This window comes from Microbacterium sp. GW823-FHT02G05, assembly GCF_058797175.1.
In genome coordinates, this window is sequence record NZ_JBXAJK010000002.1 from 569,944 (window position 1) to 592,605 (window position 22,662).

The window sequence follows — 22,662 nt, forward strand, 5'->3', positions numbered from 1 at the left end:
CGTGGCATCCGTGCGCCGGACGCAGAGGTCATCCGCGAGGATGACCTCTGCGGGGCTGCTTCATTCTGGCGAGCGATGACGAGAGAGGCGGACGCCGGTGAGGCTGGGAGCATGAGTTCTTCCGTCATCACTGCAACCGGCCTCCGCAAGTCCTACGGCACGACCCGCGCACTCGCCGGGGTCGATCTGCGCATCTCTCCCGGCGAGTCGGTCGCGATCATGGGCGCCTCGGGATCGGGGAAGACGACGCTGCTGCACGTGCTGGCGGGAATCATCACTCCCGATCAGGGAAGTGTCACCTTCGCTCCGACGCAGGCAGGTGTGCACATCGAGGTCACGGCATTGAACGACCGCGAGCGGTCGCGATTGCGCCGGGAGCGCTTCGGTTTCGTGTTCCAGCAGGGGCTCTTGATCCCCGAACTCACGGCGATCGAGAACGTGGCTCTGGCGTCGATGCTCACCGGGCACTCCCGTCAGGAGGCGGAGCAGCTCGCCGGCGCTTGGCTCGCCTCTCTCGGACTCGCGGGAATGGAGCAGCGCCGGATCGGCGAGCTCTCCGGCGGTCAGGCGCAGCGCGTGGCCATCGCTCGCGCACAGGTCACGGGTGCGGAGGTCGTCTTCGCCGACGAGCCGACGGGGGCTTTGGACTCCGCCACCTCGACGGAGGTCATGGATGCGCTGCTGTGGTCGACGACGGGTCAGGGTCGCACGCTCGTGCTCGTGACGCACGACGCACAGGTCGCCGCACGCTGCTCGCGCACCGTCACGGTTCGCGATGGACTCATCGTCTCGCAGGAGGTGGCCGCGTGAAGCTCTCTGCCCTGCGGATGCTGTTGCGTCCGACCCCCGGAAGCATGGGCGTGCTCGCGCTTCCCGTGATCGCATTCGCCGTCGTGACGGCACTGATCCTCACGGTGATCGGTGGCGCTCAGGCGTTCTGGTCCTGGACGGATGAGTACGCGATGCTCTACCAGTCTCTGGCCGCGATCGCGGTCGTCCTGCTCGTGGTCCCGTTGAGCACACTGGGCGCCGCTGCGGCGCGCCTCTCAGCACGCCGTCGAGACGAGAAGCTCTCCACTCTGCGCCTCCTGGGCGTCACGGCGTGGGGTGTCGGCGTGCTCACGGTCATCGAGTCCACACTGATCGCCCTCACCGGGGTGCTCGCCGGAGTGCTCGGCTCGCTCGCACTGCTGCCGGCGGTGGCGCTGATCCCGTTCCGCGGAGAAGCGCTCGGCATCGAGGCGATTGCGCTCTCGCCGATGATCATCCTCGCGGTCGCCGCGTCGATCGTCGTGCTCGCGGCAGTGAGCGCGATCATCGCACTGCGCCAGGTGGTCATCTCCCCGCTCGGCGTGCGCATGCGCGCGGCGACGGGATCCGTGCACTGGATCCGCGCGGTGATCGTCGTGGTGCTCCTCGCCGCAGCGTTCTTGACGATCAAGCTGGCGCCGAGCGTGGTGTCCAGCGCGATCATGCTCATCGTCGTGCTCGCCGGAGTCTTCGGCGTCTCACTCGCGGTGCTCAACCTGATCGGACCGTGGGTGCTCAAGGTCATCGCGAACGGTCAGGCGCGTCGCGCCGCGACTCCGGAACGCCTGCTGGCCGCCCGGATGGTGCTTGACTCCCCCAAGGCAGCCTGGCGTCAGGTGAGCGGAATCGCGATGGCAAGCTTCATGGCTGTCTTCGCGGGAACGGGCGCGGCCCTCATGAGTTCGATGGCCAGTGACACCGCGACCGCCGCCGACCTTGCTCTCGCCACCGACATCCGTACGGGTGTGATCATCACCCTCGTGGGATCGTTCGTGATGGTCGCCGCTTCCGTAGGGGTAACGCAGGCGTCCGAGATCCTCGATCAGCGACCGCTGCACTCGAGCCTGCACTATCTAGGCACGCCGATGCAGACCGTGGATGCTGCGCGGCGCCGCGCGATCATGTCGCCGCTGCTGATCACGGCACTCGGATCGGCGCTGTGCGCCGGAGTGCTCGTCTTCCCGCTCCTGGGGATCGCGATGATCACGGCCCCCATCTCACTCCTCACGATCGCCACAGTCGTCGCTGCGGGCATCGGAATGGTCTGGCTCAGCACCCGTGTGACTCGCCCGCTGCTCGCTCGTTCCTTCGCGACAGCCTGAGGGTCGCGTCAGGATGGGTATTCCTCCCCACTGCGTGATCGACGGTGCTCGATTAGGTTGAAGGGAGGAGGTCATACTCACGATGGACGTACTGCTCGACCGCGCGCGGCTCACTGAGGCGCGTGACACATTGAAGGCCGCGAAAGACGCCTTCGACAGCGCCGCGAAGATCAACGACAACCTGGAGGCGGCCATCGACCGCCCCCACGGCAAGTCCAAGCTCCGTGACCGTGTCGGATGGTTCGAGGCGAACTGGGCCGGCAACCGGGATGAGCTCACGGAGATGATCGAGAACGTGCACAAGGGGCTCGATTCGATCGTGACCGGCTGGGACGAGTGGGAGGCCGACGCCGTCGCCTCCATGGAAGGAAAGTAGACGACCATGTCCTACTACTCCCCCTCGACCGGCCGTGAACTGGTGCAGTTCGCCGGCTCACCGACGACGATCGGCACAACCGCCGAGCAGTACAAGACGCTCGGGACCGCCATGATCACGACGGCCACGACGCTCCGCGACATCACGGAGTCTCAGGTCAGCGCGGGCACCGATCGGCTGAAGGACGATGCGGAGAAGCTCGAAGGCGATCTCCGCAAGGCCGGCGTCCGCTACCAGAAGACCGGTGAGGCGCTGACGCCGTATGCGACGGCACTCGAAGATGCGCGCGCATGGTTCACCGCACACAGCGCTTCGGTGATCGCCGCGGAGAAGCGCTATGTCACGGCGCAGAACACGCAGCAGACACTCCTCTACTCGCCGACGTATGGCATGGAGGAGGCGGAGGTGAAAGAGCACGGCGAGAAGCTCGGCGACGCGGCGACGGAGCTCGAGAGCGCGGAGACCGACCGCGCGTCCGAATGGCGGGCCTTCGACTCGGCCTACGACCTGTGGGATGCCGCGTTCGAGACCGCGGCCAACGGCGTCTCCGACGCGATGGACAAGGCCGACAACGACGACGGCAAATGGGACTGGATCGCCGACGCACTCGGCGTGCTCGGGTACGTGCTGATCGTGCTCGCGGTCGTCGCCCTCTTCGTCGTGACGAGCCCGTGGGCAGCCATCCTCCTGGCGACAACGATCGCGCTGTCGGCGGTGCATCTTGCCGGCAACATCTACCTCTACGCGAACGGCAAGGCCTCGCTGTCCGATGTTCTCTGGAGCGCCGTAGGACTTCTCACAGCGGGAATCGGAGGCTTGGCCTCGCGCTCGCTCCGTCTCGCCACCGCCGCGAACGGGGGCGCCGACGTGTTGCAGGCCTCCCAGAGCGCTTCCCGGCTTCCGGTCTTCGCCAATGGCGTGCGCATGCAGTCGATGCCGACGATCGGCGCAGCCTGGAAGCATCCGTTCTCTGTGCTCATGCGCGGAAACGAGTGGGGTGTGCTGAGCCAGTGGGGCCCGGAACTCGCCCAGTGGACGGCATCGACCGCAGGCCGCAGTGGAACCATCGCATCCGCCTGGGCGGACATGATCGTGACCACGGCTCCCAAGGTCGGCGGCGCAGGGTGGACAGCCGTCGGCTCCTGGGTGACAGGGATCGGCGCCGGACTCTACAGCGCACCGGACAACCCGTGGTACGTGCCGTTCGGGCGCCCGTAGGCTGTTCGCATGCCCTTCTCTTCTTTGCATCCCCTTCGCACGAATGCACGGGCACTCCCGCGCACGCTCGGCGTGCTGCGGCTGGTCGCGATGCTGGCGACGATCGCCACCGCACTGCAGTGGATCATCCCCGCCGGCGCACGCCTCATCTTCAATGCCGGGCGCGTCTACTACAGCAATGAGCCGTTCTCCCTCTGGGGTGAGGTCCTCCCCTGGCCGGTTCTCTCGGTGCCCGCCTGGATGACGATCAGCACAGTCACCATCGCCTGTGTCTCCGCTTTCCTGTACCTCCTGCTCGGCGGCACTCAGGTACGCAAAGACGTTCCTTTCACCGTCATCGTGGTCGCCGGGTTCGCCGTGCTCTTCCCGCTGGCGATCGCGACGTTCGATCCCGATCCCACCGGTGTCATCACCACGCCCGGTCCCGATGGCTACTCCATCGGGTGGCACTGGCTCGCGAGCCCGCTGAGCCTGCTGGTCGTTCTCGGCGCGATTCTGGGACGCAACCGTCGCCCACTGTCCTCTGGAGAAGCGCGGGGCGCCCGTGTCGCTTCGTGACGAACTGATCGGCGGAAAACCCACTGCGCCTGAGCCCCGTGGATACACCCTGCTCGTTCCGCCCGATTGGGGGCGCTTCGGAGCTGACGACGCGGGTCGTGACGAGCTTCTGGCACTGCTTCGGGCGCGATTTCAGAGCGTCGGGCGCCCCGACCTCTATGGTCAGATGCACGCGTCCGTCACCCAGCAATGGCAGCGGATGCGCCAGCGCGGCGGCCTGGAACTGTTCATGCCCGTCCAGCCGCATGCGACGGAGGGCTCCACCCCGATGAGCATCCTGACGGCCCCGTGGATCACCCAGGGCGGATCGTTCCCCGACGATGTGGCGCAGCGCGCGCACGTGGCGAACGGAATCGAGACGCTGGATTCCGGCGACGGCTCGGTCGTCTTCCGCTGGGAGAGCGAACGTCGCGGCAGCGATGACTTCGCGGGGGTCATCACTCGGGAGATCAGCTATGTGCGCCCCTTCCCTGGCGAAGACCCTCGACGCGGCATCCTGATCATGGCCTCGATCGTGCACCCCGGCGAAGAAGAGGCGGGTGCTGCGCTGACGGCATTCACTGCGCTCGCCGATTCCATCGTGTCGACCTTCGTCTGGCGGTACGCGTGAGAGAAGATCTCCCGTTCGGCTGGCTCGGCGTGCCCTTCAGCGTCGATCCGAACGAAGCTCCTTCGCTGGCGCGGGCGCTGCTCACCTCGCTCGCATCGGCCTCCCCCGATGTGACGCACACGGCAGAGGCGGAATCGCTCACCGTGTCCGCCATCACACGCCTGCCCGTGCGGACCGAGACCCAGGCACGGGTGTGGCATGTCCTGGGTCCGCATGCGACCGGGCTCTGTGCCGATCTGAGCGTCACCGACCCGATCGATGATCTGGAGAGTGACATCGGGAGCCCCTTCGAGTCGGTGCTTCTGCAGCGACGGTTTCCGACCGATACCGGCATCATGACCCTCGCTCTTGTGGCACCAGACGTCCACGCGCAGCCTCTGCTGCTGCTCCGTGCGCAGCGCGTCCTCGAAGGGCGACGTCTCATCGCCGACATCCTCAGCGACGACCCGGGACTCCTCGGCCGGGTGGCGGGAGATGCTGCGGCGCTCGTCGGATCGCAGTTGACCACCGCCGACGCATCCTAGACGCGACCGCGCTCCTCGACCGGAGTGTTCCGGTAGGCGCGCCATGCGTCGAGAAGCTCTTCGCGCGATGCCTCCGGGTGAGCAGCATGCCAGCTCCGCGTGAACCGGTTGTACTCGAACTGCTCGTCGATGCTCGTGACGCCCTGACCGCGCGTGCGGTGCCAGTGGTCGAGCGCCTCCTGCATCGTCGAGGTGCCATCGGATTCCGCGAAGAACGCGCGCATCTCGGAATCGAAATGAATGCTCGAACCGATCTGAGAGGCCATCCAGGCGCGGATGCCCTGACTGCAGCGCTGTCCGACGGGAATCACGGTCTCCGTGGTGAGCACGCCTGCGAGCTGCGGCTCGCTCGCGCGACGTGCAGGCGTCGGCTCGACGAAGGACCTCCCCGCGAGAGATGCCGCGATCCGCGCCGTCAGAAGCGCCTTGCTCCCCGTCGCACGCACACCGCGGTCCCGCGCGAAAGCCTGGAGCTCCTCCTTCAACCAATACCAGCGCAGGAACTCCTGCTCAGTGATCTCGGCGGTCAACGGGGGTCGGGCGGAAGAACTCACCGGCATACTGTAGCCGCACTCCTCGCTATCGGGAGATCAGCATCCTCGGCGTCGGTACCGGCGCATGCGGGGTCACGTCGAAGACGTAGGCGATACCGTCGCTCAGGAAGTTCGCGGCGCTGACCTGGTTGTCCCGTATGACAACGCCGGCTCCTGCCGCGTCGCTCCAGGTCCGCACAGCCTCGGGTGCGTCGACGAGACCGATCCAGTTGTCGATCTGAAAGAGCAGCGCCCGCGGTGACGGCGGTTCGTCGCTCGGACCGTTGCCTGTCCAGTTCGGGGCGCCGCCGGCCTTTGTGAGGCGGGAGGATTCGAATCCGTGGAAGAACTGCACCTCTTCGGGAAGGCCCCAGAACAGTTCCGGGTCGTGGAGGTGCATCGCCTGTTCCACGGTCACACCGTCGTCGGTCGCTAGCCACTCCGTGACCCAAAGCGGCGGGAGAACGCGGGAGCGTCCTTCGACGACATCGACCGGCAGGGAGCCGTGATGGTCGAGAGAATCCTCATGGACAAGCAGCGATCGATTGGCTATGTCGTCCGGCTCCCAGAAGTCGCACACGTCGTCACTTTCGCATTTGAACACCAGGAGCACATGGTCAGCGGGCACCCGTTGCATCCACGGCCCTGCAGCGAGACGAAGGAGCAATGTCATTGCGATCCCGCATTCCGCACACACCGGCCAGTCCTCAGGCCGCAGCCCAGAGGCGACTCCCCCGAATCCGCTTGCTCCGCGCGTCTGCGCGGGAGCTTCGATGGTCCAGCGTGGTGTCCAGATCTGCATGGGTTCCTCCGGTCAGCGCCGTCGCTGGCAGCGCGGGCAGTAGTGGCTGGAACGGTTCATGAACGCGTCGCGCCGAATCTCTCCGCCGCAGCGCGCGCAGGGCTTGCCGGTCTGCCCATAGGCATTTAAGGAGTGCGCGAAATAGCCGGCCTCACCGTTAACGTTCACGTACTGCGCATCGAAGCTGGTGCCGCCCTCTGCCAGGGCCTTCTGCAGAACGGCGCGCACCTCGACGAGCAGTCGCCGTACCGCCACGGTCGAGAGCGCGGACGCGAGGGTCTCGGGATGGATGCGCGCCGCCCACAGCGACTCATCGGCATAGATGTTGCCCACACCGCTGATCAGGTTCTGGTCGAGCAGCACGCGCTTGATCGCGCTCGAACGACGTCGCAGGGCCACCCGGAACAGGTCGTCGTCGAACGCAGGATCCAGCGGATCGCGGGCGATGTGCGCGACCTGCGTCGGAATGAGCGCAGCATCCGATCCGTAGCCGGCGGGCCGCGCATCGGACGTGGGGACCAGCTGGTCGATCGCGAGCGACCCGAAAGTACGCTGATCGGCGAAGACCACGGCCAGTTCGCCATGACGCGGATGCTCGATGAACAGCCGCACGCGCTCGTGGCGCTCGGGAGCGGCACCCGGAGCGCGCAGCAGCAGCTGACCGCTCATCCCGAGGTGACCGACGACAGCGGCGGAACCGCCGACGAGGGGCATCCACAGGAACTTGCCGCGCCGCACGACCGCGTCGACCGTCGCCCCCTCAAGCCGGGCCGCGAAATCCGCGGAGCCCGGAAGATGACGCGTGAATGCCCGCTCATCGAAGACGCTGACGGCGCGGACCACTGCCCCCGACATGGCGGGAGCGAGTCCGGCGCGAACGACCTCGACCTCAGGAAGTTCAGGCACGGTTGTTGATGGCGTGCCAGGCGCTGAGGGCGGCGGCCATCTCGGCGGTCTTCTTGCTCGTCCCGTCGCCGTTCGTCATGACGTCACCGACGACGACCGTCGCTGTGAAGCGGCGATCATGATCCGGACCGCTGGCGACGACGGAGTACTGCGGCGGAAGGGATCCGACTCGGGCGGCGAGCTCTTGAAGGCTCGTCTTCGGATCCATCGCGGCACCGTACCGCTCGGGATCGGCGAGCAGCGGCTGGGTCAGCCGCAGAACCAGATCGGTCGCGGCATCCGGACCGGCAGACAGGAAGGTCGCACCGATCACGGCCTCCATCGTGTCGGCCAGGATGGAGTCCTTATCACGACCGCCGGTCTGCTCCTCTCCTCGCCCGAGGAGAAGGTGGTCGCCGAGGCCGATGCCACGGGCCACCTCTGCCAGCGCGAGGGTGGAGACGACGCTCGCCCGGCGCTTCGCGAGCGCTCCTTCGTCGAGGTCAGGCAGGGTCGTGAAAAGCATCACGGTCACTGCCTGGCCCAGAACGGAGTCGCCGAGAAACTCCAGGCGTTCGTTATGGGGAATACCACCGTGCTCGTACGCGTACGAGCGGTGGGTCAACGCAAGAGTCAGCAGCTCGGCGTCAATACTGACGCCGAGCTGTGCTGTGAGAGCCCTCGTCCCCTCTGGGAGCCCTGTCACGTTGAACCAAACGTCTCTCAGACGTCGGCGACCTTGCGGCCCTTGTACTCGAGGAAGAGCTCGGTGCCCTGCGAGTCGGTGACGACCTTGGCCTGGTGCGGGCGGCTGTAGACGACCTCGCCGTTCTCAATGGTCTTCACCAGAGCAACGGGAGCGGCCTTCCACTGCGCGCGACGCGAGCGGGTGTTCGAACGGGAAACCTTGCGCTTCGGGGGGTTACCAGCCATGGCTAACTACCTTCTGTGTTCTCGGGCGCACGGCGCTCTGCCGTCGTCCCTTGGTCTGTGATCTGCTGGAGCGCGCTCCATCGAGGATCGATGGGAGCCGCGGCATCCGCGCCTTTTCCTTCTGTCAGCTTCTCGCCGGTCTCAGGGTCGAGACCAAGGCAATCCGGCTGACAAACCGGCTGAAACGGGAGCGACAATACGGCCGCGTCCCTGACCAGAGTTTCAAGATCCACGTGGTCGTCTTGAACCTCGAAGTCAGTTGCTTCCTCTCCAGGATAGGCGAAAAGCTCTTGAATCTCGACTTCGACAGGCGCGGAGATCGGTTCGAGACAGCGACCACACTCTCCGGAGTACGTCACCTCGGCCGTTCCGGTCACGAGAATGCCCTCGTGGACGGACTCCAGGCGGACGTCGAGGAGAAGCTCGCTGTCTTTCTCGAACGCCACGATCCCCTCGCCCCAGCGCTCGCTGAGCGTGATGTCGAGCTCGTGCTCACGCATCTCACCGGGCTTGCGGACGATGTCGCGCACGGGGATCACGAACGGGCTGTTGAATCGGGTCTTCACCCCACCACTGTATCCGTTCGGAGTGGGAAGAGGCTCAGAGTCCGCGGGCTCCGGTGTCGAGGAACGTGGCCACTGCCGGCGGGACGAACGGCGAGACATCGCCGCCGAGCGACGCCACCTGACGCACGAGGGAGCTCGAGACGAGCGCGTGCCCCGGGTCGGGCAGCAGGAACACCGTCTCGATGTCGGCGAGGTGGCGGTTCACGATCGCCATCGGCGTCTCGTAGGCCACATCGATCTGGGAGCGGATGCCCTTGACGAGAACCCCTGCGTTGACGTCACGCGCATAGTCGACGAGCAGACCCATGCTCCACGAGCCGATGATGATGTTGCCACCGATGCCGTCTTCGTCGATCGACTGCTCCAGAAGAGAGAGTCGCTGCGCGATCGGAAGCATCGCCTCCTTGCCCGGGTTGTGCACGACGAGCACGTGCAGTTCATCGTAAAGGCGGGCGGCGCGACGAATCACGTCGAGATGACCCAGCGTCGGGGGGTCGAAGGAACCCGGGACAACGGCGATCCGGTTGCTCATGCATCCAGCCTAGGACACGCTAGTTCTTCGCCAGCGCCGCGCGGTCTTCGTCAGTGACGCGACGTGCGATCGCCTCGCGGAGTCCCGGCTGCTGCGCGAGCGCCGGATCCTCCGCCAGCAGCCGCTCTGCCAGCTCCCGCGCGCGGGCGATGAGTCCCGCGTCCTTCACGACGCGCAGCAGCCGCAGCGACGAGCGCACGCCCGCCTGCGACGAACCCAGCACGTCGCCCTCGCCGCGCAGCTCGAGATCCACCTCTGCGAGTGCGAAGCCGTCCAGCGTCGCCGCGACGGCCTCGGTGCGATCGCGGGCAAGTGTGCCCTCCTCCGCCTCTGTCACGAGCAGGCAGAGTCCCGGCACACCACCGCGGCCGACGCGCCCTCGCAGCTGGTGCAACTGCGAGACTCCGAAGCGGTCCGCGTCGAGCACGATCATCGTCGACGCGTTGGGTACATCGACACCGACCTCGATGACGGTCGTCGCAATGAGCAGGTCGATCTCTCCGCGAGCGAAGGCCTGCATCGTGGCATCCTTCTCGTCGGCAGGCATCTTGCCGTGCAGCAGTGCCCGCCGCAGAGTCCCCAGCCGCGGGTGCGTAGCCAGAGCCTCCTCCAGCTGAACGACGCCCCAGCGCGGCCCCGTGCCGGTGTCATCACTCGGGGGAAGGGATCCGGGCTCGGCTGTCTTCTTCGTCGTGTCGATCGCGGCGCACACGGCGAACACCTGGCGTCCCTGTGCGATCTCCTCCGCCGCGCGCTCCCACACACGGGCGAACCACCCGGGATGCTCCGCCAGCGGCGCCACGTGACTCTCGATGCCCGCACGACCCGCGGGCATCGTGCGGATCACCGACGTGTCCAGGTCGCCGAAGACGGTCATCGCGACCGTGCGCGGAATCGGCGTCGCGGTGAGGACAAGCGCATGCGGACTGGAGCCCTTCGCTCGCAGCGCCTCCCGCTGCTCGACACCGAACCGGTGCTGCTCGTCGACGACGACGAGCCCCAGATCGGCGAACGTCGTCTTGTCCCCCAGGAGCGCATGTGTGCCGACCACGATCAACGCCTGCCCGGAGGCGACCCGCAACGCGGCTCTGCGCCGGTCGGCCGCCGGCATCTGCCCTGTCAACAGTGTCGGCATGACGAGCGGCGCCAATTCCGGGCCCAGCATCTTCGTGATCGATCGCAGGTGCTGCCCGGCAAGCACCTCGGTCGGTGCGATGAGTGCGGCCTGTCCCCCAGACTCGGCGACCTGCAGCATCGCACGGAGTGCGACAAGGGTCTTGCCTGAGCCGACTTCGCCCTGCACGAGACGGTTCATCGGCCAGGTGCCGACGAGATCGGTCGCGATCTGATCGCCGACGATCTGCTGGTCGGGCGTCAGCTCATACGGAAGGCTCGCGTCGAAACGCTCCAGGAGCCCACCCGAGGCGGCCGGGCGAGCTGTCGCAGACAGGGCACGCACAGCGTCGCGCTGCTGCAGCAGCGCCGTCTGCAGCACGAGCGCCTCGTGCATGCGCAGCGTGCGCACGGCCGGATCGATGTCGTTGCGGGCACGCGGCCGATGGATCTGCTCCAGCGCGACGCGTGCGCGCAGCAGCTCTTCTGCCTCTCGCACAGTCTCCGACAGTGGCTCCGGCACGTCCCCGAGGCCATCGAGCGCGCGGCCGATGAGCTTCGCGATCTGCCAGGTCTGCAGGGTCGAGGTTGCCGGATAGATGGGAATCGGCACATTGGCGCGGGCGTCCGCGCTCCGACGCGCATCCGCCTCGTCATCGAAGAGCTCGTACTCCGGATGCGTGAGCTGAGTCGCATTGTGGAACAGGCTCACCTTGCCGGAGAAGACCCCCCGCCGACCATTGGCGAGTTCTTTCTGCCGCCACTCCGCCTGCCCGAGGTTCTTCGCGAAGAACGTCAGCGACATGCGCCCGACACCGTCGCCGATGGTCACCTCGAGCATGGCTCCCGCACGGTTCCGCATGCGCCGTACCGTCGACGACAGCACCTCGGCGACGATCGTGACCATCTCGCCCTGCGGGAGTTCCCGGATCGGCGTCAGCTCACCCGGATCGGCGTAGCGCCGAGGGTAGTGCGCGAGCAGATCGCCCACGCTCTGCATGTGGAACGCCCGATCGAGCGTCTTCGCGGGGCCGGCACCCAACGCCTCGGCAAGCGGGGTGTCGAGGCTGAAGGACATGCTCAAAGTCTAGGGTTGTTGCGTGACGAGAATCATCTCCGGATCCGCTGGCGGCGTACGACTGGACGTGCCGAGCGCCGGTACCAGACCCACGAGCGACCGCGTGCGGGAATCTCTGTTCGCCGCACTTGAATCCGCGGATGCCATCGACGACGCGCGGGTCCTCGATCTCTACGCCGGCTCGGGAGCATTGGGGCTTGAAGCGCTCAGCCGTGGGGCGCTCAGCGCCGAACTCGTCGAGCGCGGACGCCCCGCCGCCGCGGTCGTCCGGAAGAACATCGACCGCGTTCTCGCGTCGCTGCGCGCCCAGGGCGCCGGTGATCGGACCGCACGCGTCCACGAGAGCGCCGTGCACGCATTCCTGCAGCGCACCACGGGCACATTCGACCTCGTGTTCTCCGATCCGCCCTATGACATCGACGACCAGGCGATGAACGCCGACCTCGTCGCACTCGCGCCGCATCTGGCCCCCGACGCACTTGTCGTCATCGAACGCACCCGCCGAGCGAGCACGCCGGACTTCGCCGCCGCGGGACTCGAAGAGATCCGCGACAAGACCTACGGCGACACACGCATCTGGTGGGCCGAACCCCGCTCCGCCTAACCGGCGGTCGCGTCCCAATCACGGTACGGATCCCACCCCGTGGGATCGGCCGGGATGCCATCGCACGTGACGGGTGCGTCATCACGCGTCTGCTGGACGACACCGATCGCACGGAAGCCTGGCGGCAGCGGACCGTCGGCGGGGAACGTCGCCAGCAGGGCATGGTCCTCACCACCGGCCAGCGCGCGGGCCGGGTCTGCGCCGAGCGCGCGGCTCTCCAGGGCGATCGTCACGGCGGATGCCGCAGCGAGGCGCCCTGCGTCGATCGCAAGGCCGTCGGACACATCCATCATCGCGGTGGCGCCCGCGATCGCCGCGAGCGGGCCCAGTCCGATCGGTGGGACCGGGCGCAGCTGCGCGTCCAGCGCGAGGCGCTCTCCCGTGGCAAGTTGCGCGGGATCCACGGGGACAGGGTCATCCCCATCCCGGAACCTTCCGAACAGCACGGCAAGTCCCTGGGCGGCCTGCCCGAGTTCGCCGGCGACCGCGACGACATCGCCGACCTCCGCTCCCGCGCGCGTGACAGGCGGGCGCCCTTCGAGATCGCCCATCGCCGTGACGGCAATCGTCAGCACCGACGACACGGTGAGGTCTCCCCCGACGACGGCGCAGCCCGGCGCGAGAGCGGCACAGGCATCACGCAGGCCGTCGGCCATCCCCTCCACAAACGACACCCGCAGATCCCGGGGTACCGCGAGCGCGACGAGCAACGCGGTCGGGCGGGCACCCATGGCGGCAACATCCGCGAGATTCACCGCCGCCGCCTTCCAGCCGAGGTCGTAGGCGCTCGACCAGGCGAGGCGGAAGTCCGGCCCGTGCACCAGGGTGTCGGTGGTCACCACGACGGAGCCGGATGGCGCGGCGATCACGGCAGCGTCGTCGCCCGGCCCGAGCAGTGTGTGCTCTGCCGCGGGCGTCCGCGCCAGGATCGCACGGAGAATGTGCCCTTCCGAGACATCGCCGATGCGCGGATCGTCTGAAGGGCTCACGGAATCAGGCATCCTCCCACGCTAGCCTGTCGGCATGCCCACACCTTTGACCGTGCCCCCTGCCGCGTTCGAGCTCCGTGACGCGCCACGCCTGCGGTGGGGCATCATCGGCCCCGGCGCGATCGCCCGCGACTGGACGCGCACCGTCCATGCGAACACCGACCAGCGGGTCGCCGCGGTGGCATCGCGTTCCGCGGAGAAGGGCCGCGCGTTCGCCGCGGAACACGGCATCGAGCGGGTGCACACCACGGTCGATGCGCTCTGCGCCGACGACGCGATCGACGTGATCTACATCTCCTCACCGCACCCCCTCCACCGGGACCACGCTCTCGCCGCGATCGCCGCAGGCAAGCCGGTGCTCATCGAGAAGCCCATCGCCATGTCCGCGGCCGAAGCGACGGAGATCGAGGATGCCGCGCAGGCTGCGAACGTGTTCGCGATGGAGGCGATGTGGTCGCGCTTCCTCCCGCAGATGCGCCTCGTCGATGACGTCCTCAGATCAGGCGCGCTCGGTCCGCTCCGCCACGTCAGCGCGGAGTTCAGCAGTCGCGCGACCTTCGATCCGCACAGCCGGCTCTTCGACCCTGCTCTCGGCGGGGGCGCGCTTCTCGACATCGGCGTCTACCCGCTGTGGTTCACGACCTGGGTGCTCGGAGCCCCGCACGTCGCGCATGCATCGGGCTTCCATGCCGAGACCGGCGTCGACTCCGACGCCACTGTCCTCCTGCGCGCTGCCGGGGCCACCGCGGTGGCCCGCACCAGCGTCCTGGCCACCGCACCCCACCGCGCCGGGATCTACGGCGAGAACGGACGCCTCGAATTCGATGCCCCGTTCTGGTCGCCCAGCGGACTCACTCTCACGCTGCAGTCCGCGCGTGGAGACTTCGAAGTGAGTCGCTGGAGTGACCCCACGTCCCTGCGCGGCCGTGACGGCCTTGCCTATCAGGCGGTCGCCGTCGCCGAGCATCTCGCCGCGGGAAGGACGGAGGCTCCGGAGCATCCGCTCGCCACCAGCATCCGCGTGATGCAGCTCATCGACGAGGCCCGAGCTCTCATCGATGCCGGGTAGCCTGGAAGCATGTCGCGCACTACCCGGTGGATCACTGCCAGCCTCGTTCTCGCCGGCGCTCTTCTCGCCACCGGATGCTCGTCCACCGTCGCACTGAAACCCGCCCCCGACGCGAACAACCCGCTGTGCGCCGACGTCATGGTGCGCCTGCCCGATGGCATCAGCGACCAGGACCGCCGCTGGACGGACGCGCAGGCCACCGCAGCCTGGGGTGATCCGACCTACTCCGTCCTCATGTCCTGCGGCGTGGACGTCCCCGGCCCCAGCACCATGCAGTGTGTGACCCTCGGCGGCACCGACTGGCTCGTCGACCCCACCGACAATCCCTGGATGCGCATGACCAGCTACGGACGTGAACCCGCCGTGCAGCTGTACGTCAACAACGAGGTCATCAGCCCGGACACCGTGCTCGAAGCGATCGGTCCGCGAATGTCGTCGATCCCCGTGACCGCGAAGTGCACAGCACCGGACGTCCCGATCGACGAAGGCGGCGACGGCGCCTGACGTCAGAGCGACAGACGGCCGTCACCGCAACGCTCAGCGGCGCAGAGCCGCTTCGACGAGCTCGGTGATCAAGTCGCCGTAGCTGAGACCCGAGGCGATCCAGCACTTCGGGAACATCGAGATCGGTGTGAAGCCCGGCATCGTGTTGAGTTCATTGACGACCAGTTCACCGTCCGTGGTGAGGAACATGTCGACACGGGCGAGTCCGCGTCCGTCCATCGCCTCGAACGCGCGCACGCCGATGTCCTGAATCGCAGCGACCTCTGCGTCCGTGAGCGCCGCAGGGCACACGACATCCACGCCGTCGCCGCCGAGGTACTTGCCCTCGAAGTCGTAGAACGCGCGGGAGGTGAGCACGATCTCGCCGGGCAGGGAGGCACGAACGCCCTCGGCGCTGTCCAGGATCGCGACCTCGATCTCGCGGCCGGTCACCCCGGTCTCCACGAGGACCTTCTCATCCTCGGCGAAGGCGATCGCCAGCGCAGCATCCAGCTCCGACAGGTCATCGACCTTCGAGACGCCGACGCTCGAACCGGCACGTGCAGGCTTGACGAACAGCGGCAGCCCGAGGCCGGCGATCTCTGCACGCAGGGTCTCGGATGACGTCGCCCACTGTCCTCGCCGGAGGGTGATCCACGGCGCGACCGAGATCCCGGCCGACTGCAGCACGACCTTCATGAAGTGCTTGTCCATGCACAGCGCGGAATCGAGAATGCCGCCCCCGGCGTACGGCACCTCGAGGGTGTCGAAGTACCCCTGGATGGTGCCGTCTTCGCCGTGCGGTCCGTGCAGGATCGGCAGCACGACATCGATCTCGCCGAGGCCCTCGACCGAGCCGTCCGCGCGCACGACGCGCAGCGTGCGGTCGCCGCCCGGCTCCGGCCACAGCACCCGGGTTCCGTTGTCGACGACCTCCGGCAGATGCGCCGCGTCGAGCGGGAACTTCGCCGGGTCGTCGTCCTCAAGAACGAACGCCCCCTCGCGGGTGATCCCGACCGGGATCACCTCGTAGCGGTCGCGATCAATTGCCCCCAGCACTCCGCCCGCCGTTGCGGAACTGATCGAATGCTCGCTGGAACGCCCTCCGAAGAGCACCGCCACCGTCTGCTTGTCCATTCTGGGTCCTCTCCCCCTGCGGGGTGTCGTCGTCGGTGGTCAGATGCGGCGCGATGTCGCGAGGGTTCATGGTGCCGTCGAGCACGCGCTTCACCTGCTCCACGATCGGCATGTCCACCCCCGCATCACGCGCGAGCTGCAGCACCGGGGCCACCGAGGCCAGCCCCTCCGCTGTCTGATTCATCTGCTTGACCACGTCCTGGTAGCTGTATCCCTGCCCGAGCAGGCGCCCCGCCGTGTTGTTCCGGCTGAGCGGTGACTGGCACGTCGCGATCAGGTCACCCAGGCCGGCGAGCCCCTGCAGGGTCTCGGGCTGGGCGCCGTTCGCGACCGCGAAGTCGGTCATCTCGACCAGACCGCGCGTGATGATCGACGCTTTCGTGTTCTCGCCGTAGCCGACACCGTCAACGATGCCGATCGCGACCGCGATGAGATTCTTCAGAACACCGCCGAACTCGGTGCCGATCACATCGGTGTTCACGAAGGTGCGGAAGTAGCGATTGCGGGCCGCACGCGCGACGATCTCCGCTGTCTCCTGGCTGACCGAGGAGATCACTGCCGCCGTCGGCTGTTCACGGGCGATCTCGAGGGCGAGGTTGGGCCCGGATGCCACGGCGATGCGCTCGGGATCGCAGCGCAGCTCTTGCTCGATGACCTGACTCATGCGCAGACCCGTGCGGCGCTCGACGCCCTTCATCAGGCTCACGACCGGAACGTCGGAGTCGGCGAGGATCGGACGCAGAGCCTTCAGGTTCTCGCGCAGCGACTGACTGGGCACCGACAGGTAGACCTGATCGACGCCGTCGAGAGCCATGGACAGGTGGTGGGTCGCCGTCATGGAACGGGGCAGATTGATGCCTGGCAGGTACTGCGAGTTGCGCTTGGCCTCTGCGATCTCCTGCGCCTGTTCCGGTCGGCGCGCCCACATGGTGACGTCCGCGCCGCCGTCGGCGAGGATCTTGCCGAAGGTCGTGCCCCAGCTGCCCGCGCCGATCACGGCGACGCGAGGGCCCGACGGTGCTGGTTTACGACTCAAGGCGGCCTGTCTCCTTCTGCCCGTGTGCGCTCGGATTCCACCGTTCGGCGGGAGCCTTCTCACCGCGCAATTCTTCCAGCAGCGTCGTCACAGCCGCCATCAGGCGCTCCGTGGCCTCGGTGATCGCCGCTCCCTCGTTCGCGCGCGCACGCAGGTCCGACAGGTCGATCGGCTTGCCGATCAGCACCTGAACCGGCTTACGCGGAGGCCAGAGCTTCAGCCCCTTCTGGTAGCGCCCCATGATCTCCTGGGTGCCCCACTGAGCCATCGGGATGAGTTCGATCTCGCCCGCCAGCGCCAGACGAGCGGCACCGGACTTTCCGCGCATGGGCCACAGGTCAGGGTCACGGGTCAGCGTGCCTTCGGGGTAGACGATGACGCCGCGCCCGTGTTCAACGAGCTCTTCGGAGTGCCGGAGCGTCTCTTTCGCGGCCGTGGCCGACGAACTGCGCGCCACGGGGATCATGCCCGTGCTCCGCAGCGCCCAGCCGAGCACCGGAACCCGGAACAGGCTCTCTTTCGCCATGAATCGCGGCTGACGTCCGAGACGCCACACGGCGACCGCCACGATGAGCGGATCGAACTCCGAGTAGTGGTTCGGACCGAGCACATACGCGCCCTGCGCAGGCAGATTCTCTCGGCCGCGGATCTCGATCTTCGCGAAGTACGACACGAGCGGCACCACGACCGCCGCGAGCGGCCAGAACGCGCTCGGCTTCGACCGCTCGCTGCGCGGCTTCTTCTTCGATGCGGTCATGGCTCAGCCGATGACGTCGAAGTCCGCGCCCAGGGCTTCCAGCTTGCCCAGGAACTTCTCGTAGCCACGGCTCAGGATGTCGACACCCGAGACTTTCGACTCGCCCTGTGCGGTGAGCGCCGCGATCACGTGGCTGAATCCGCCACGCAAGTCGGGAACAACGATGTCGGCAGCGTGCAGAGGCGTGGGGCCGGTGATCACGGCCGCCTGCTCCAGCGGACGGTGAGGCACGCGGCGCGGGCCGTCCTGGAGTCCGTGCGGGTGCACGACGATGTCGGCGCCCATCTTGACGAGTGCCTCGGTGAAGCCCAGGCGGTTCTCGTAGACCGTCTCGTGCACGACAGAGCGGCCGTGCGCCTGCGTGAGAGCCACGACGAGAGGCTGCTGCCAGTCGGTCATGAAGCCGGGGTGCACATCGGTCTCGACGATCACGGGCTTGAGCTCGCCATCGCGGCGGAAGAGGATGCCGTCCTCCTGGACGTCGAACCAGCCGCCGGCCTTGCGGAAGACGTTGAGGAACGTCAGCATCTCCTGCTGACGAGCGCCGCCGACGAAGATCTCACCGTCGGTCGCGAGCGCCGCGCTGGCCCAGGACGCGGCCTCGTTCCGGTCGAAGATCGACCGGTGGTCGTAGCCGCGCAGCTCGTCGACGCCCTCGATGAGGATGACCCGGTTGGGCTCGTACGAGATGATGGCGCCCATCTTCTGCAGCACCGCGATCAGGTCCATGATCTCGGGCTCGATGGCCGCGTTGCGTAGCTCGGTGACGCCCTTCGCGCGGACCGCCGTCAGCAGCACCTGCTCGGTGGCCCCGACGCTCGGGTACGGCAGGTGGATGTTCGCACCGTGCAGGCCCTGCGGTGCCGAGAGGCGGATGCCGCTGGGCTGCTTCTCGACGATCGCGCCGAACTTGCGCAGGGCATCGAGGTGGAAGTCGATCGGACGGTCGCCGATGCGGCATCCGCCCAGGTCAGGGATGAATGCCTGGCCCAGGCGGTGCAGCAGCGGACCGCAAAATAGAATCGGAATCCGCGAGGCACCGGCGTGCGCGTCGATCTCTTCGAAGTGCGCCGACTCGACGTCGCTCGGGTCGAAGACAAGTGCTCCGGGCTCGTCGCCGTCGCTGACGCGAACACCGTGCACCTCGAGCAGCGAACGGACGACGGCGACATCGCTGAGATCCGGAACGTCGCGCAGCGTGCTGACCGTCTCTCCGAGCAGCGTCGCCACCATCGCCTTGGTCGCGAGGTTCTTCGCGCCCTTGACATCTACACGTCCGCGCAGCGGGCGTCCTCCACGAATCGCGAGAACGTCGCCAGACGGGGTGTCGATCAGGGGTGTCGTCATTCCAAAAGCCTCACTTCATCAGACGGACAGCGGCGGTCGCCGCAACGGGGCAACATGCCCCAGCCCCACGCGATCGTGTCTCAGCGGACAGGAAGAGTGCGTGGCCGCCACGACTCGCGACGGGCCTCGAACTGCGCGATCTTGTCTTCGTTGCGCAGGGTGAGCCCGATGTCATCGAGCCCTTCGAGGAGCCGCCATCTAGTGTAATCGTCGATCTCGAAAGGAGCCTCGACACCGCCGATTCGCGCGGTGCGCTCGTCGAGGTTGATCGTGATCGAGCGGCCCGGTTCGGCGTCGATCGCGGCCCAGATGCGCTCGAGATCCTCTTCTGTCACGGTGGCGGCGAGCAGGCCCTGCTTGCCCGAGTTTCCGCGGAAGATGTCGGCGAAGCGGGTGCTCAGAACGACCTTGAACCCGTAGTCGCGCAGCGCCCACACGGCATGCTCGCGGCTCGATCCGGTCCCGAAGTCGGGTCCGGCGACCAGCACGCTCGCACCCTGGAACGCCTCCTGGTTCAGGACGAAGTCCGGGTCCTGGCGCCAGCCAGCGAACAGCGCGTCATCGAAGCCCGTCTTGGTGACGCGCTTCAGGTAGACCGCGGGGATGATCTGATCGGTATCGACGTTGGATCGCTTCAGCGGGGCGGCGACACCGGTGTGCGTCGTGAACTTCTCCATGTCAGGCCTCCACTCCGGCCGAAGCCAGTTCCAGGTCACTCGGGCTGGACAGCGTGCCGCGGATCGCGGTGGCTGCGGCGACGAGCGGCGACACCAGGTGCGTGCGGCCTCCCTTGCCCTGTCGTCCTTCGAAGTTGCGGTTCGAGGTGGATGCGCAGCGCTCCCCCGGGGCCAGCTGGTCGGGGTTCATGCCGAGGCACATCGAGCAGCCCGCGAAGCGCCATTCGGCTCCGAAGTCGGTGATGATCTTGTCGAGACCCTCCGCCTCGGCTTCCAGACGCACACGCGCGGAGCCGGGGACGACCATGACCCGTACGCCATCGGCCTTCTTTTTGCCCTTGACGATCGAGGCGAATGCGCGCAGGTCTTCGATGCGACTGTTCGTGCACGAGCCCATGAATACCGCGTCGACCGTGACGTCCTTGAGGGGCGTCCCCGGCGTCAGATCCATGTACTCCAGCGCGCGCTCTGCCGCAGCCCGCTCGTTGGGATCAGCGATCTGCGCGGGGTCCGGGACACTTGCCGACAGCGAACTGCCCTGACCGGGGTTGGTCCCCCAGGTCACGAACGGCTCCAGCTCGTTCGCGTCGATGAAGACCTCCGCGTCGAAGACGGCACCCTCGTCGGTGGGCAGCGTCTTCCAGTACGCGACGGCGTCGTCCCAGTCCTGTCCCTGCGGCGCGTGATCGCGTCCCTGAACGTAGTCGAACGTGATCTGATCCGGAGCGACCATGCCGGCACGGGCGCCGGCTTCGATCGACATGTTGCAGATCGTCATGCGGCCCTCCATCGACAGCGCGCGGATCGCGCTGCCGCGGAACTCCAGGACGTATCCCTGGCCGCCACCGGTGCCGATCTTGGCGATCACGGCGAGGATGATGTCCTTTGCGGTGACGCCCGGGCGCAGCGCGCCGTCGACGTTGATCGCCATGGTCTTGAACGGCTTCAGCGGCAGGGTCTGCGTCGCCATGACGTGCTCGACCTCGCTCGTGCCGATGCCGAAGGCCATCGCGCCGAATGCGCCGTGGGTCGACGTGTGCGAGTCGCCGCAGACGACCGTGATGCCGGGCATCGTGAGGCCGAGCTGCGGGCCGACGACGTGCACGATGCCCTGTTCCGCATCGCCCAAGGAGTGCAGGCGCACGCCGAACTCCTCGGCATTGCGGCGCAGCGTCTCGATCTGCGTGCGGCTGGTGAGGTCCGCGATCGGCTTGTCGATCTCGAGAGTCGGGGTGTTGTGGTCTTCGGTGGCGATCGTCAGATCGACACGGCGCAACGGCCGCCCCTCGGTGCGCAGGCCGTCGAAGGCCTGCGGGCTCGTCACCTCGTGCACGAGGTGCAGGTCGATGTAGATGAGATCGGGCGTGCCGTCTTCGCCCTTGACGACCAGGTGGTCGTCCCAGACCTTCTCGGCAAGCGTGCGGGGGCGGTCGGCAGAGCGGATGCCGGATGCATCGGTAGTCATGTGTCGCTGTCTCCTGGGTTCACGGTTCGGCCCATGCAGGACGCCGCGACGAGGAAGGCCTAGATCGAGGTCTCGTCGCGGCCGCTAAGGAGAAGGGCCCGCCGGTGCATGCCGGTCAGTTTACACGCTCGCGAACACCGCGAACGCCGCGGGGCACCGCGAACGCCGTGCCCCGCGGATCATTCAGACCTCGTCGCGAAGCGCCTTGCCCTGCTCCGACGGTTCGACAACGGGTTCGCGCTTCTTGTCACGAGAGGACGCAATGAGGCTCGCAACCGTCGCGATCCCCATGGCGGCGACGATGACTGTGAGCGAGAGCCAGATCGAGATGTCCGGTGCCCACTCGATGTGCTGGCCCCCGTTGATGAACGGCAGCTCGTTGACATGCATCGCGTGCAGCACCAGCTTCACGCCGATGAAGCCGAGGATGACCGCGATGCCGTAGTGCAGGTAGCGCAGACGGTCGAGCAGGTCACCGAGCAGGAAGTAGAGCTGACGCAGACCCATGAGGGCGAAGATGTTCGCCGTGAACACCAGGAAGCTGTTCTGCGTGATGCTGAAGATCGCCGGAATCGAGTCGATGGCGAACATGAGGTCGGTCACGCCGATGGCCACGAACACCATGATCATGGGGGTCCACATGCGCTTGCCGTCGACGACGGTGCGCATCTTCGTTCCGTCGTACTCGTCGCTGATGTCGATGCGACGGCGGAGGAGGCGGATCAAGAAGTTCTCGCGCTTGACCTCGCCGTCGTGGTCGCCCTCGGGCATCGCCTGGCGGATGGCGGTCCAGATCAGGAACGCACCGAAGATGTAGAAGACCGGCGAGAAGTTCTCGATGATCGCGACGCCCGCGATGATGAAGAGACCGCGGAGCACGAGCGCGATGATGATGCCCACCATCAGCACCATCTGCTGCAGACGGCGGGGCACGGCGAACTGCGCCATGATCAGCACGAACACGAAGAGGTTGTCGATCGACAGGCTGTACTCGAGGGCCCAGCCGGTGAGGAACTCGCCGGCGAACTGCCCGCCGGCGATGAAGTAGAGCAGCCCGGCGAAGGCGAGAGCCAGAGCGACGTAGAAGCCCACCCAGAGGCTGGATTCCTTGGTCGACGGAATGTGCGGGCGGAGCTTGATGAGCATGAGGTCGGCGATGAGAATCACGACGAGCACGACGAGTGACGTGATCTCGAACCAGACGGGGATATTCACGGGCGCGAGGCACCTTTCGAAAG

General features: G+C 67.1%; 26 protein-coding genes. 10 read left to right on the forward strand and 16 right to left on the reverse strand.

Going from position 1 to position 22,662, the window contains the following annotated elements:
- Positions 1–111: 111 nt before the first annotated feature.
- From AC1REM_RS12705 to AC1REM_RS12735, 7 genes are all read left to right on the forward strand, one after another.
- Positions 112–810, forward strand: a complete 699-nt coding sequence (locus AC1REM_RS12705) for an ABC transporter ATP-binding protein (protein ID WP_492514940.1) — start codon at positions 112–114, stop codon at positions 808–810.
- On the forward strand, positions 807–2,132 hold the full coding sequence (locus AC1REM_RS12710; protein WP_492514941.1) for a permease: 1,326 nt from the start codon (positions 807–809) through the stop codon (positions 2,130–2,132). Before AC1REM_RS12705 ends, AC1REM_RS12710 begins: the two co-directional genes overlap by 4 nt.
- 82 nt (positions 2,133–2,214) lie before the next feature.
- Positions 2,215–2,508, forward strand: a complete 294-nt coding sequence (locus tag AC1REM_RS12715; RefSeq protein ID WP_204937489.1) for a hypothetical protein — start codon at positions 2,215–2,217, stop codon at positions 2,506–2,508.
- 6 nt (positions 2,509–2,514) lie between these two features.
- Positions 2,515–3,726: a hypothetical protein gene (locus tag AC1REM_RS12720; protein WP_492514942.1), complete on the forward strand. Its 1,212-nt coding sequence runs from the start codon at positions 2,515–2,517 to the stop codon at positions 3,724–3,726.
- Positions 3,727–3,735: 9 nt separating this feature from the next.
- Entirely contained in the window at positions 3,736–4,284 is a 549-nt protein-coding gene (locus tag AC1REM_RS12725; RefSeq protein ID WP_492514943.1) for a hypothetical protein, read from the forward strand.
- Positions 4,271–4,894, forward strand: coding sequence for a hypothetical protein (locus tag AC1REM_RS12730; RefSeq protein WP_492514944.1), 624 nt, complete (start codon positions 4,271–4,273; stop codon positions 4,892–4,894). Before AC1REM_RS12725 ends, AC1REM_RS12730 begins: the two co-directional genes overlap by 14 nt.
- Positions 4,891–5,418, forward strand: coding sequence for a hypothetical protein (locus AC1REM_RS12735; protein WP_492514945.1), 528 nt, complete (start codon positions 4,891–4,893; stop codon positions 5,416–5,418). The genes AC1REM_RS12730 and AC1REM_RS12735 overlap by 4 nt, the downstream gene beginning before the upstream one ends.
- Here the strand turns inward: AC1REM_RS12735 and AC1REM_RS12740 are convergent.
- The 8 genes from AC1REM_RS12740 to AC1REM_RS12775 form a co-directional block, all read right to left on the reverse strand.
- Positions 5,415–5,972, reverse strand: a complete 558-nt coding sequence (locus tag AC1REM_RS12740) for a DUF6434 domain-containing protein (RefSeq protein WP_492514946.1) — start codon at positions 5,970–5,972, stop codon at positions 5,415–5,417. The genes AC1REM_RS12735 and AC1REM_RS12740 overlap by 4 nt on opposite strands.
- Before the next feature lie 25 nt (positions 5,973–5,997).
- A complete protein-coding gene (locus AC1REM_RS12745; RefSeq protein WP_492514947.1) occupies positions 5,998–6,624 on the reverse strand; it encodes a hypothetical protein in 627 nt (208 codons plus the stop codon).
- 141 nt (positions 6,625–6,765) lie between these two features.
- The gene (gene mutM, locus AC1REM_RS12750) at positions 6,766–7,659 is read right to left on the reverse strand and encodes a bifunctional DNA-formamidopyrimidine glycosylase/DNA-(apurinic or apyrimidinic site) lyase (protein WP_492514948.1); all 894 of its coding nucleotides are present in this window, start codon (positions 7,657–7,659) and stop codon (positions 6,766–6,768) included.
- Positions 7,652–8,344: a ribonuclease III gene (gene rnc / locus AC1REM_RS12755; RefSeq protein ID WP_204937496.1), complete on the reverse strand. Its 693-nt coding sequence runs from the start codon at positions 8,342–8,344 to the stop codon at positions 7,652–7,654. Before rnc ends, mutM begins: the two co-directional genes overlap by 8 nt.
- A gap of 17 nt (positions 8,345–8,361) precedes the next feature.
- Positions 8,362–8,571 (reverse strand): 50S ribosomal protein L32, encoded by a 210-nt coding sequence (gene rpmF / locus AC1REM_RS12760; RefSeq protein ID WP_091036036.1) that lies wholly within the window; start codon positions 8,569–8,571, stop codon positions 8,362–8,364.
- 2 nt (positions 8,572–8,573) lie between these two features.
- Entirely contained in the window at positions 8,574–9,071 is a 498-nt protein-coding gene (locus AC1REM_RS12765; protein ID WP_492515490.1) for a YceD family protein, read from the reverse strand.
- 100 nt (positions 9,072–9,171) lie between these two features.
- Entirely contained in the window at positions 9,172–9,669 is a 498-nt protein-coding gene (gene coaD, locus AC1REM_RS12770; RefSeq protein ID WP_204937497.1) for a pantetheine-phosphate adenylyltransferase, read from the reverse strand.
- Between the two features lie 19 nt (positions 9,670–9,688).
- Positions 9,689–11,860: an ATP-dependent DNA helicase RecG gene (locus AC1REM_RS12775; RefSeq protein ID WP_492514949.1), complete on the reverse strand. Its 2,172-nt coding sequence runs from the start codon at positions 11,858–11,860 to the stop codon at positions 9,689–9,691.
- Between the two features lie 22 nt (positions 11,861–11,882).
- Between AC1REM_RS12775 and rsmD the strand changes: the two genes are divergently transcribed.
- Entirely contained in the window at positions 11,883–12,464 is a 582-nt protein-coding gene (gene rsmD, locus AC1REM_RS12780) for a 16S rRNA (guanine(966)-N(2))-methyltransferase RsmD (RefSeq protein ID WP_492514950.1), read from the forward strand.
- Here the strand turns inward: rsmD and thiL are convergent.
- Positions 12,461–13,465, reverse strand: a complete 1,005-nt coding sequence (gene thiL, locus AC1REM_RS12785) for a thiamine-phosphate kinase (RefSeq protein ID WP_492514951.1) — start codon at positions 13,463–13,465, stop codon at positions 12,461–12,463. The genes rsmD and thiL overlap by 4 nt on opposite strands.
- Positions 13,466–13,487: 22 nt before the next feature.
- Between thiL and AC1REM_RS12790 the strand changes: the two genes are divergently transcribed.
- Together AC1REM_RS12790 and AC1REM_RS12795 are read left to right on the forward strand one after the other, a co-directional pair.
- On the forward strand, positions 13,488–14,522 hold the full coding sequence (locus tag AC1REM_RS12790) for a Gfo/Idh/MocA family protein (RefSeq protein WP_492514952.1): 1,035 nt from the start codon (positions 13,488–13,490) through the stop codon (positions 14,520–14,522).
- Positions 14,523–14,531: 9 nt separating this feature from the next.
- A complete protein-coding gene (locus AC1REM_RS12795; RefSeq protein WP_492514953.1) occupies positions 14,532–15,026 on the forward strand; it encodes a DUF3515 family protein in 495 nt (164 codons plus the stop codon).
- Between the two features lie 33 nt (positions 15,027–15,059).
- Here the strand turns inward: AC1REM_RS12795 and AC1REM_RS12800 are convergent, their stop codons facing one another.
- The 7 genes from AC1REM_RS12800 to AC1REM_RS12830 form a co-directional block, all read right to left on the reverse strand.
- Complete coding sequence (locus AC1REM_RS12800; protein ID WP_492514954.1) at positions 15,060–16,142, reverse strand: D-alanine--D-alanine ligase family protein; 1,083 nt, start codon at positions 16,140–16,142, stop codon at positions 15,060–15,062.
- Complete coding sequence (locus AC1REM_RS12805) at positions 16,048–17,178, reverse strand: NAD(P)H-dependent glycerol-3-phosphate dehydrogenase (protein WP_492514955.1); 1,131 nt, start codon at positions 17,176–17,178, stop codon at positions 16,048–16,050. The genes AC1REM_RS12800 and AC1REM_RS12805 overlap by 95 nt, the downstream gene beginning before the upstream one ends.
- Complete coding sequence (locus AC1REM_RS12810) at positions 17,168–17,935, reverse strand: lysophospholipid acyltransferase family protein (protein WP_492514956.1); 768 nt, start codon at positions 17,933–17,935, stop codon at positions 17,168–17,170. Before AC1REM_RS12810 ends, AC1REM_RS12805 begins: the two co-directional genes overlap by 11 nt.
- Before the next feature lie 3 nt (positions 17,936–17,938).
- Complete coding sequence (murA, locus tag AC1REM_RS12815) at positions 17,939–19,282, reverse strand: UDP-N-acetylglucosamine 1-carboxyvinyltransferase (protein ID WP_492514957.1); 1,344 nt, start codon at positions 19,280–19,282, stop codon at positions 17,939–17,941.
- Positions 19,283–19,362: 80 nt separating this feature from the next.
- Positions 19,363–19,959, reverse strand: coding sequence for a 3-isopropylmalate dehydratase small subunit (gene leuD, locus AC1REM_RS12820; RefSeq protein ID WP_492514958.1), 597 nt, complete (start codon positions 19,957–19,959; stop codon positions 19,363–19,365).
- A 1-nt stretch (position 19,960) separates the two neighbouring features.
- Positions 19,961–21,424 (reverse strand): 3-isopropylmalate dehydratase large subunit, encoded by a 1,464-nt coding sequence (gene leuC, locus AC1REM_RS12825; RefSeq protein WP_492514959.1) that lies wholly within the window; start codon positions 21,422–21,424, stop codon positions 19,961–19,963.
- 183 nt (positions 21,425–21,607) lie between these two features.
- Complete coding sequence (locus tag AC1REM_RS12830; RefSeq protein WP_492514960.1) at positions 21,608–22,639, reverse strand: TerC/Alx family metal homeostasis membrane protein; 1,032 nt, start codon at positions 22,637–22,639, stop codon at positions 21,608–21,610.
- Between the last annotated feature and the right edge of the window lie 23 nt (positions 22,640–22,662).

What these genes read in the sequence shown, in the direction of transcription:
- thiL (WP_492514951.1), bottom strand. Translation starts at nt 13,465, where the DNA reads ATGCCTGATTCCGTGAGCCCTTCAGACGATCCGCGCATCGGCGATGTC.
- AC1REM_RS12745 (WP_492514947.1), bottom strand. Translation starts at nt 6,624, where the DNA reads ATGACATTGCTCCTTCGTCTCGCTGCAGGGCCGTGGATGCAACGGGTG.
- AC1REM_RS12800 (WP_492514954.1), bottom strand. Translation starts at nt 16,142, where the DNA reads ATGGACAAGCAGACGGTGGCGGTGCTCTTCGGAGGGCGTTCCAGCGAG.
- rpmF (WP_091036036.1), bottom strand. Translation starts at nt 8,571, where the DNA reads ATGGCTGGTAACCCCCCGAAGCGCAAGGTTTCCCGTTCGAACACCCGC.
- AC1REM_RS12705 (WP_492514940.1), top strand. Translation starts at nt 112, where the DNA reads ATGAGTTCTTCCGTCATCACTGCAACCGGCCTCCGCAAGTCCTACGGC.
- AC1REM_RS12775 (WP_492514949.1), bottom strand. Translation starts at nt 11,860, where the DNA reads ATGTCCTTCAGCCTCGACACCCCGCTTGCCGAGGCGTTGGGTGCCGGC.
- AC1REM_RS12720 (WP_492514942.1), top strand. Translation starts at nt 2,515, where the DNA reads ATGTCCTACTACTCCCCCTCGACCGGCCGTGAACTGGTGCAGTTCGCC.
- AC1REM_RS12765 (WP_492515490.1), bottom strand. Translation starts at nt 9,071, where the DNA reads ATGCGTGAGCACGAGCTCGACATCACGCTCAGCGAGCGCTGGGGCGAG.
- murA (WP_492514957.1), bottom strand. Translation starts at nt 19,282, where the DNA reads ATGACGACACCCCTGATCGACACCCCGTCTGGCGACGTTCTCGCGATT.
- AC1REM_RS12790 (WP_492514952.1), top strand. Translation starts at nt 13,488, where the DNA reads ATGCCCACACCTTTGACCGTGCCCCCTGCCGCGTTCGAGCTCCGTGAC.
- AC1REM_RS12810 (WP_492514956.1), bottom strand. Translation starts at nt 17,935, where the DNA reads ATGACCGCATCGAAGAAGAAGCCGCGCAGCGAGCGGTCGAAGCCGAGC.
- AC1REM_RS12795 (WP_492514953.1), top strand. Translation starts at nt 14,532, where the DNA reads ATGTCGCGCACTACCCGGTGGATCACTGCCAGCCTCGTTCTCGCCGGC.
- leuD (WP_492514958.1), bottom strand. Translation starts at nt 19,959, where the DNA reads ATGGAGAAGTTCACGACGCACACCGGTGTCGCCGCCCCGCTGAAGCGA.
- leuC (WP_492514959.1), bottom strand. Translation starts at nt 21,424, where the DNA reads ATGACTACCGATGCATCCGGCATCCGCTCTGCCGACCGCCCCCGCACG.
- AC1REM_RS12725 (WP_492514943.1), top strand. Translation starts at nt 3,736, where the DNA reads ATGCCCTTCTCTTCTTTGCATCCCCTTCGCACGAATGCACGGGCACTC.
- AC1REM_RS12715 (WP_204937489.1), top strand. Translation starts at nt 2,215, where the DNA reads ATGGACGTACTGCTCGACCGCGCGCGGCTCACTGAGGCGCGTGACACA.
- coaD (WP_204937497.1), bottom strand. Translation starts at nt 9,669, where the DNA reads ATGAGCAACCGGATCGCCGTTGTCCCGGGTTCCTTCGACCCCCCGACG.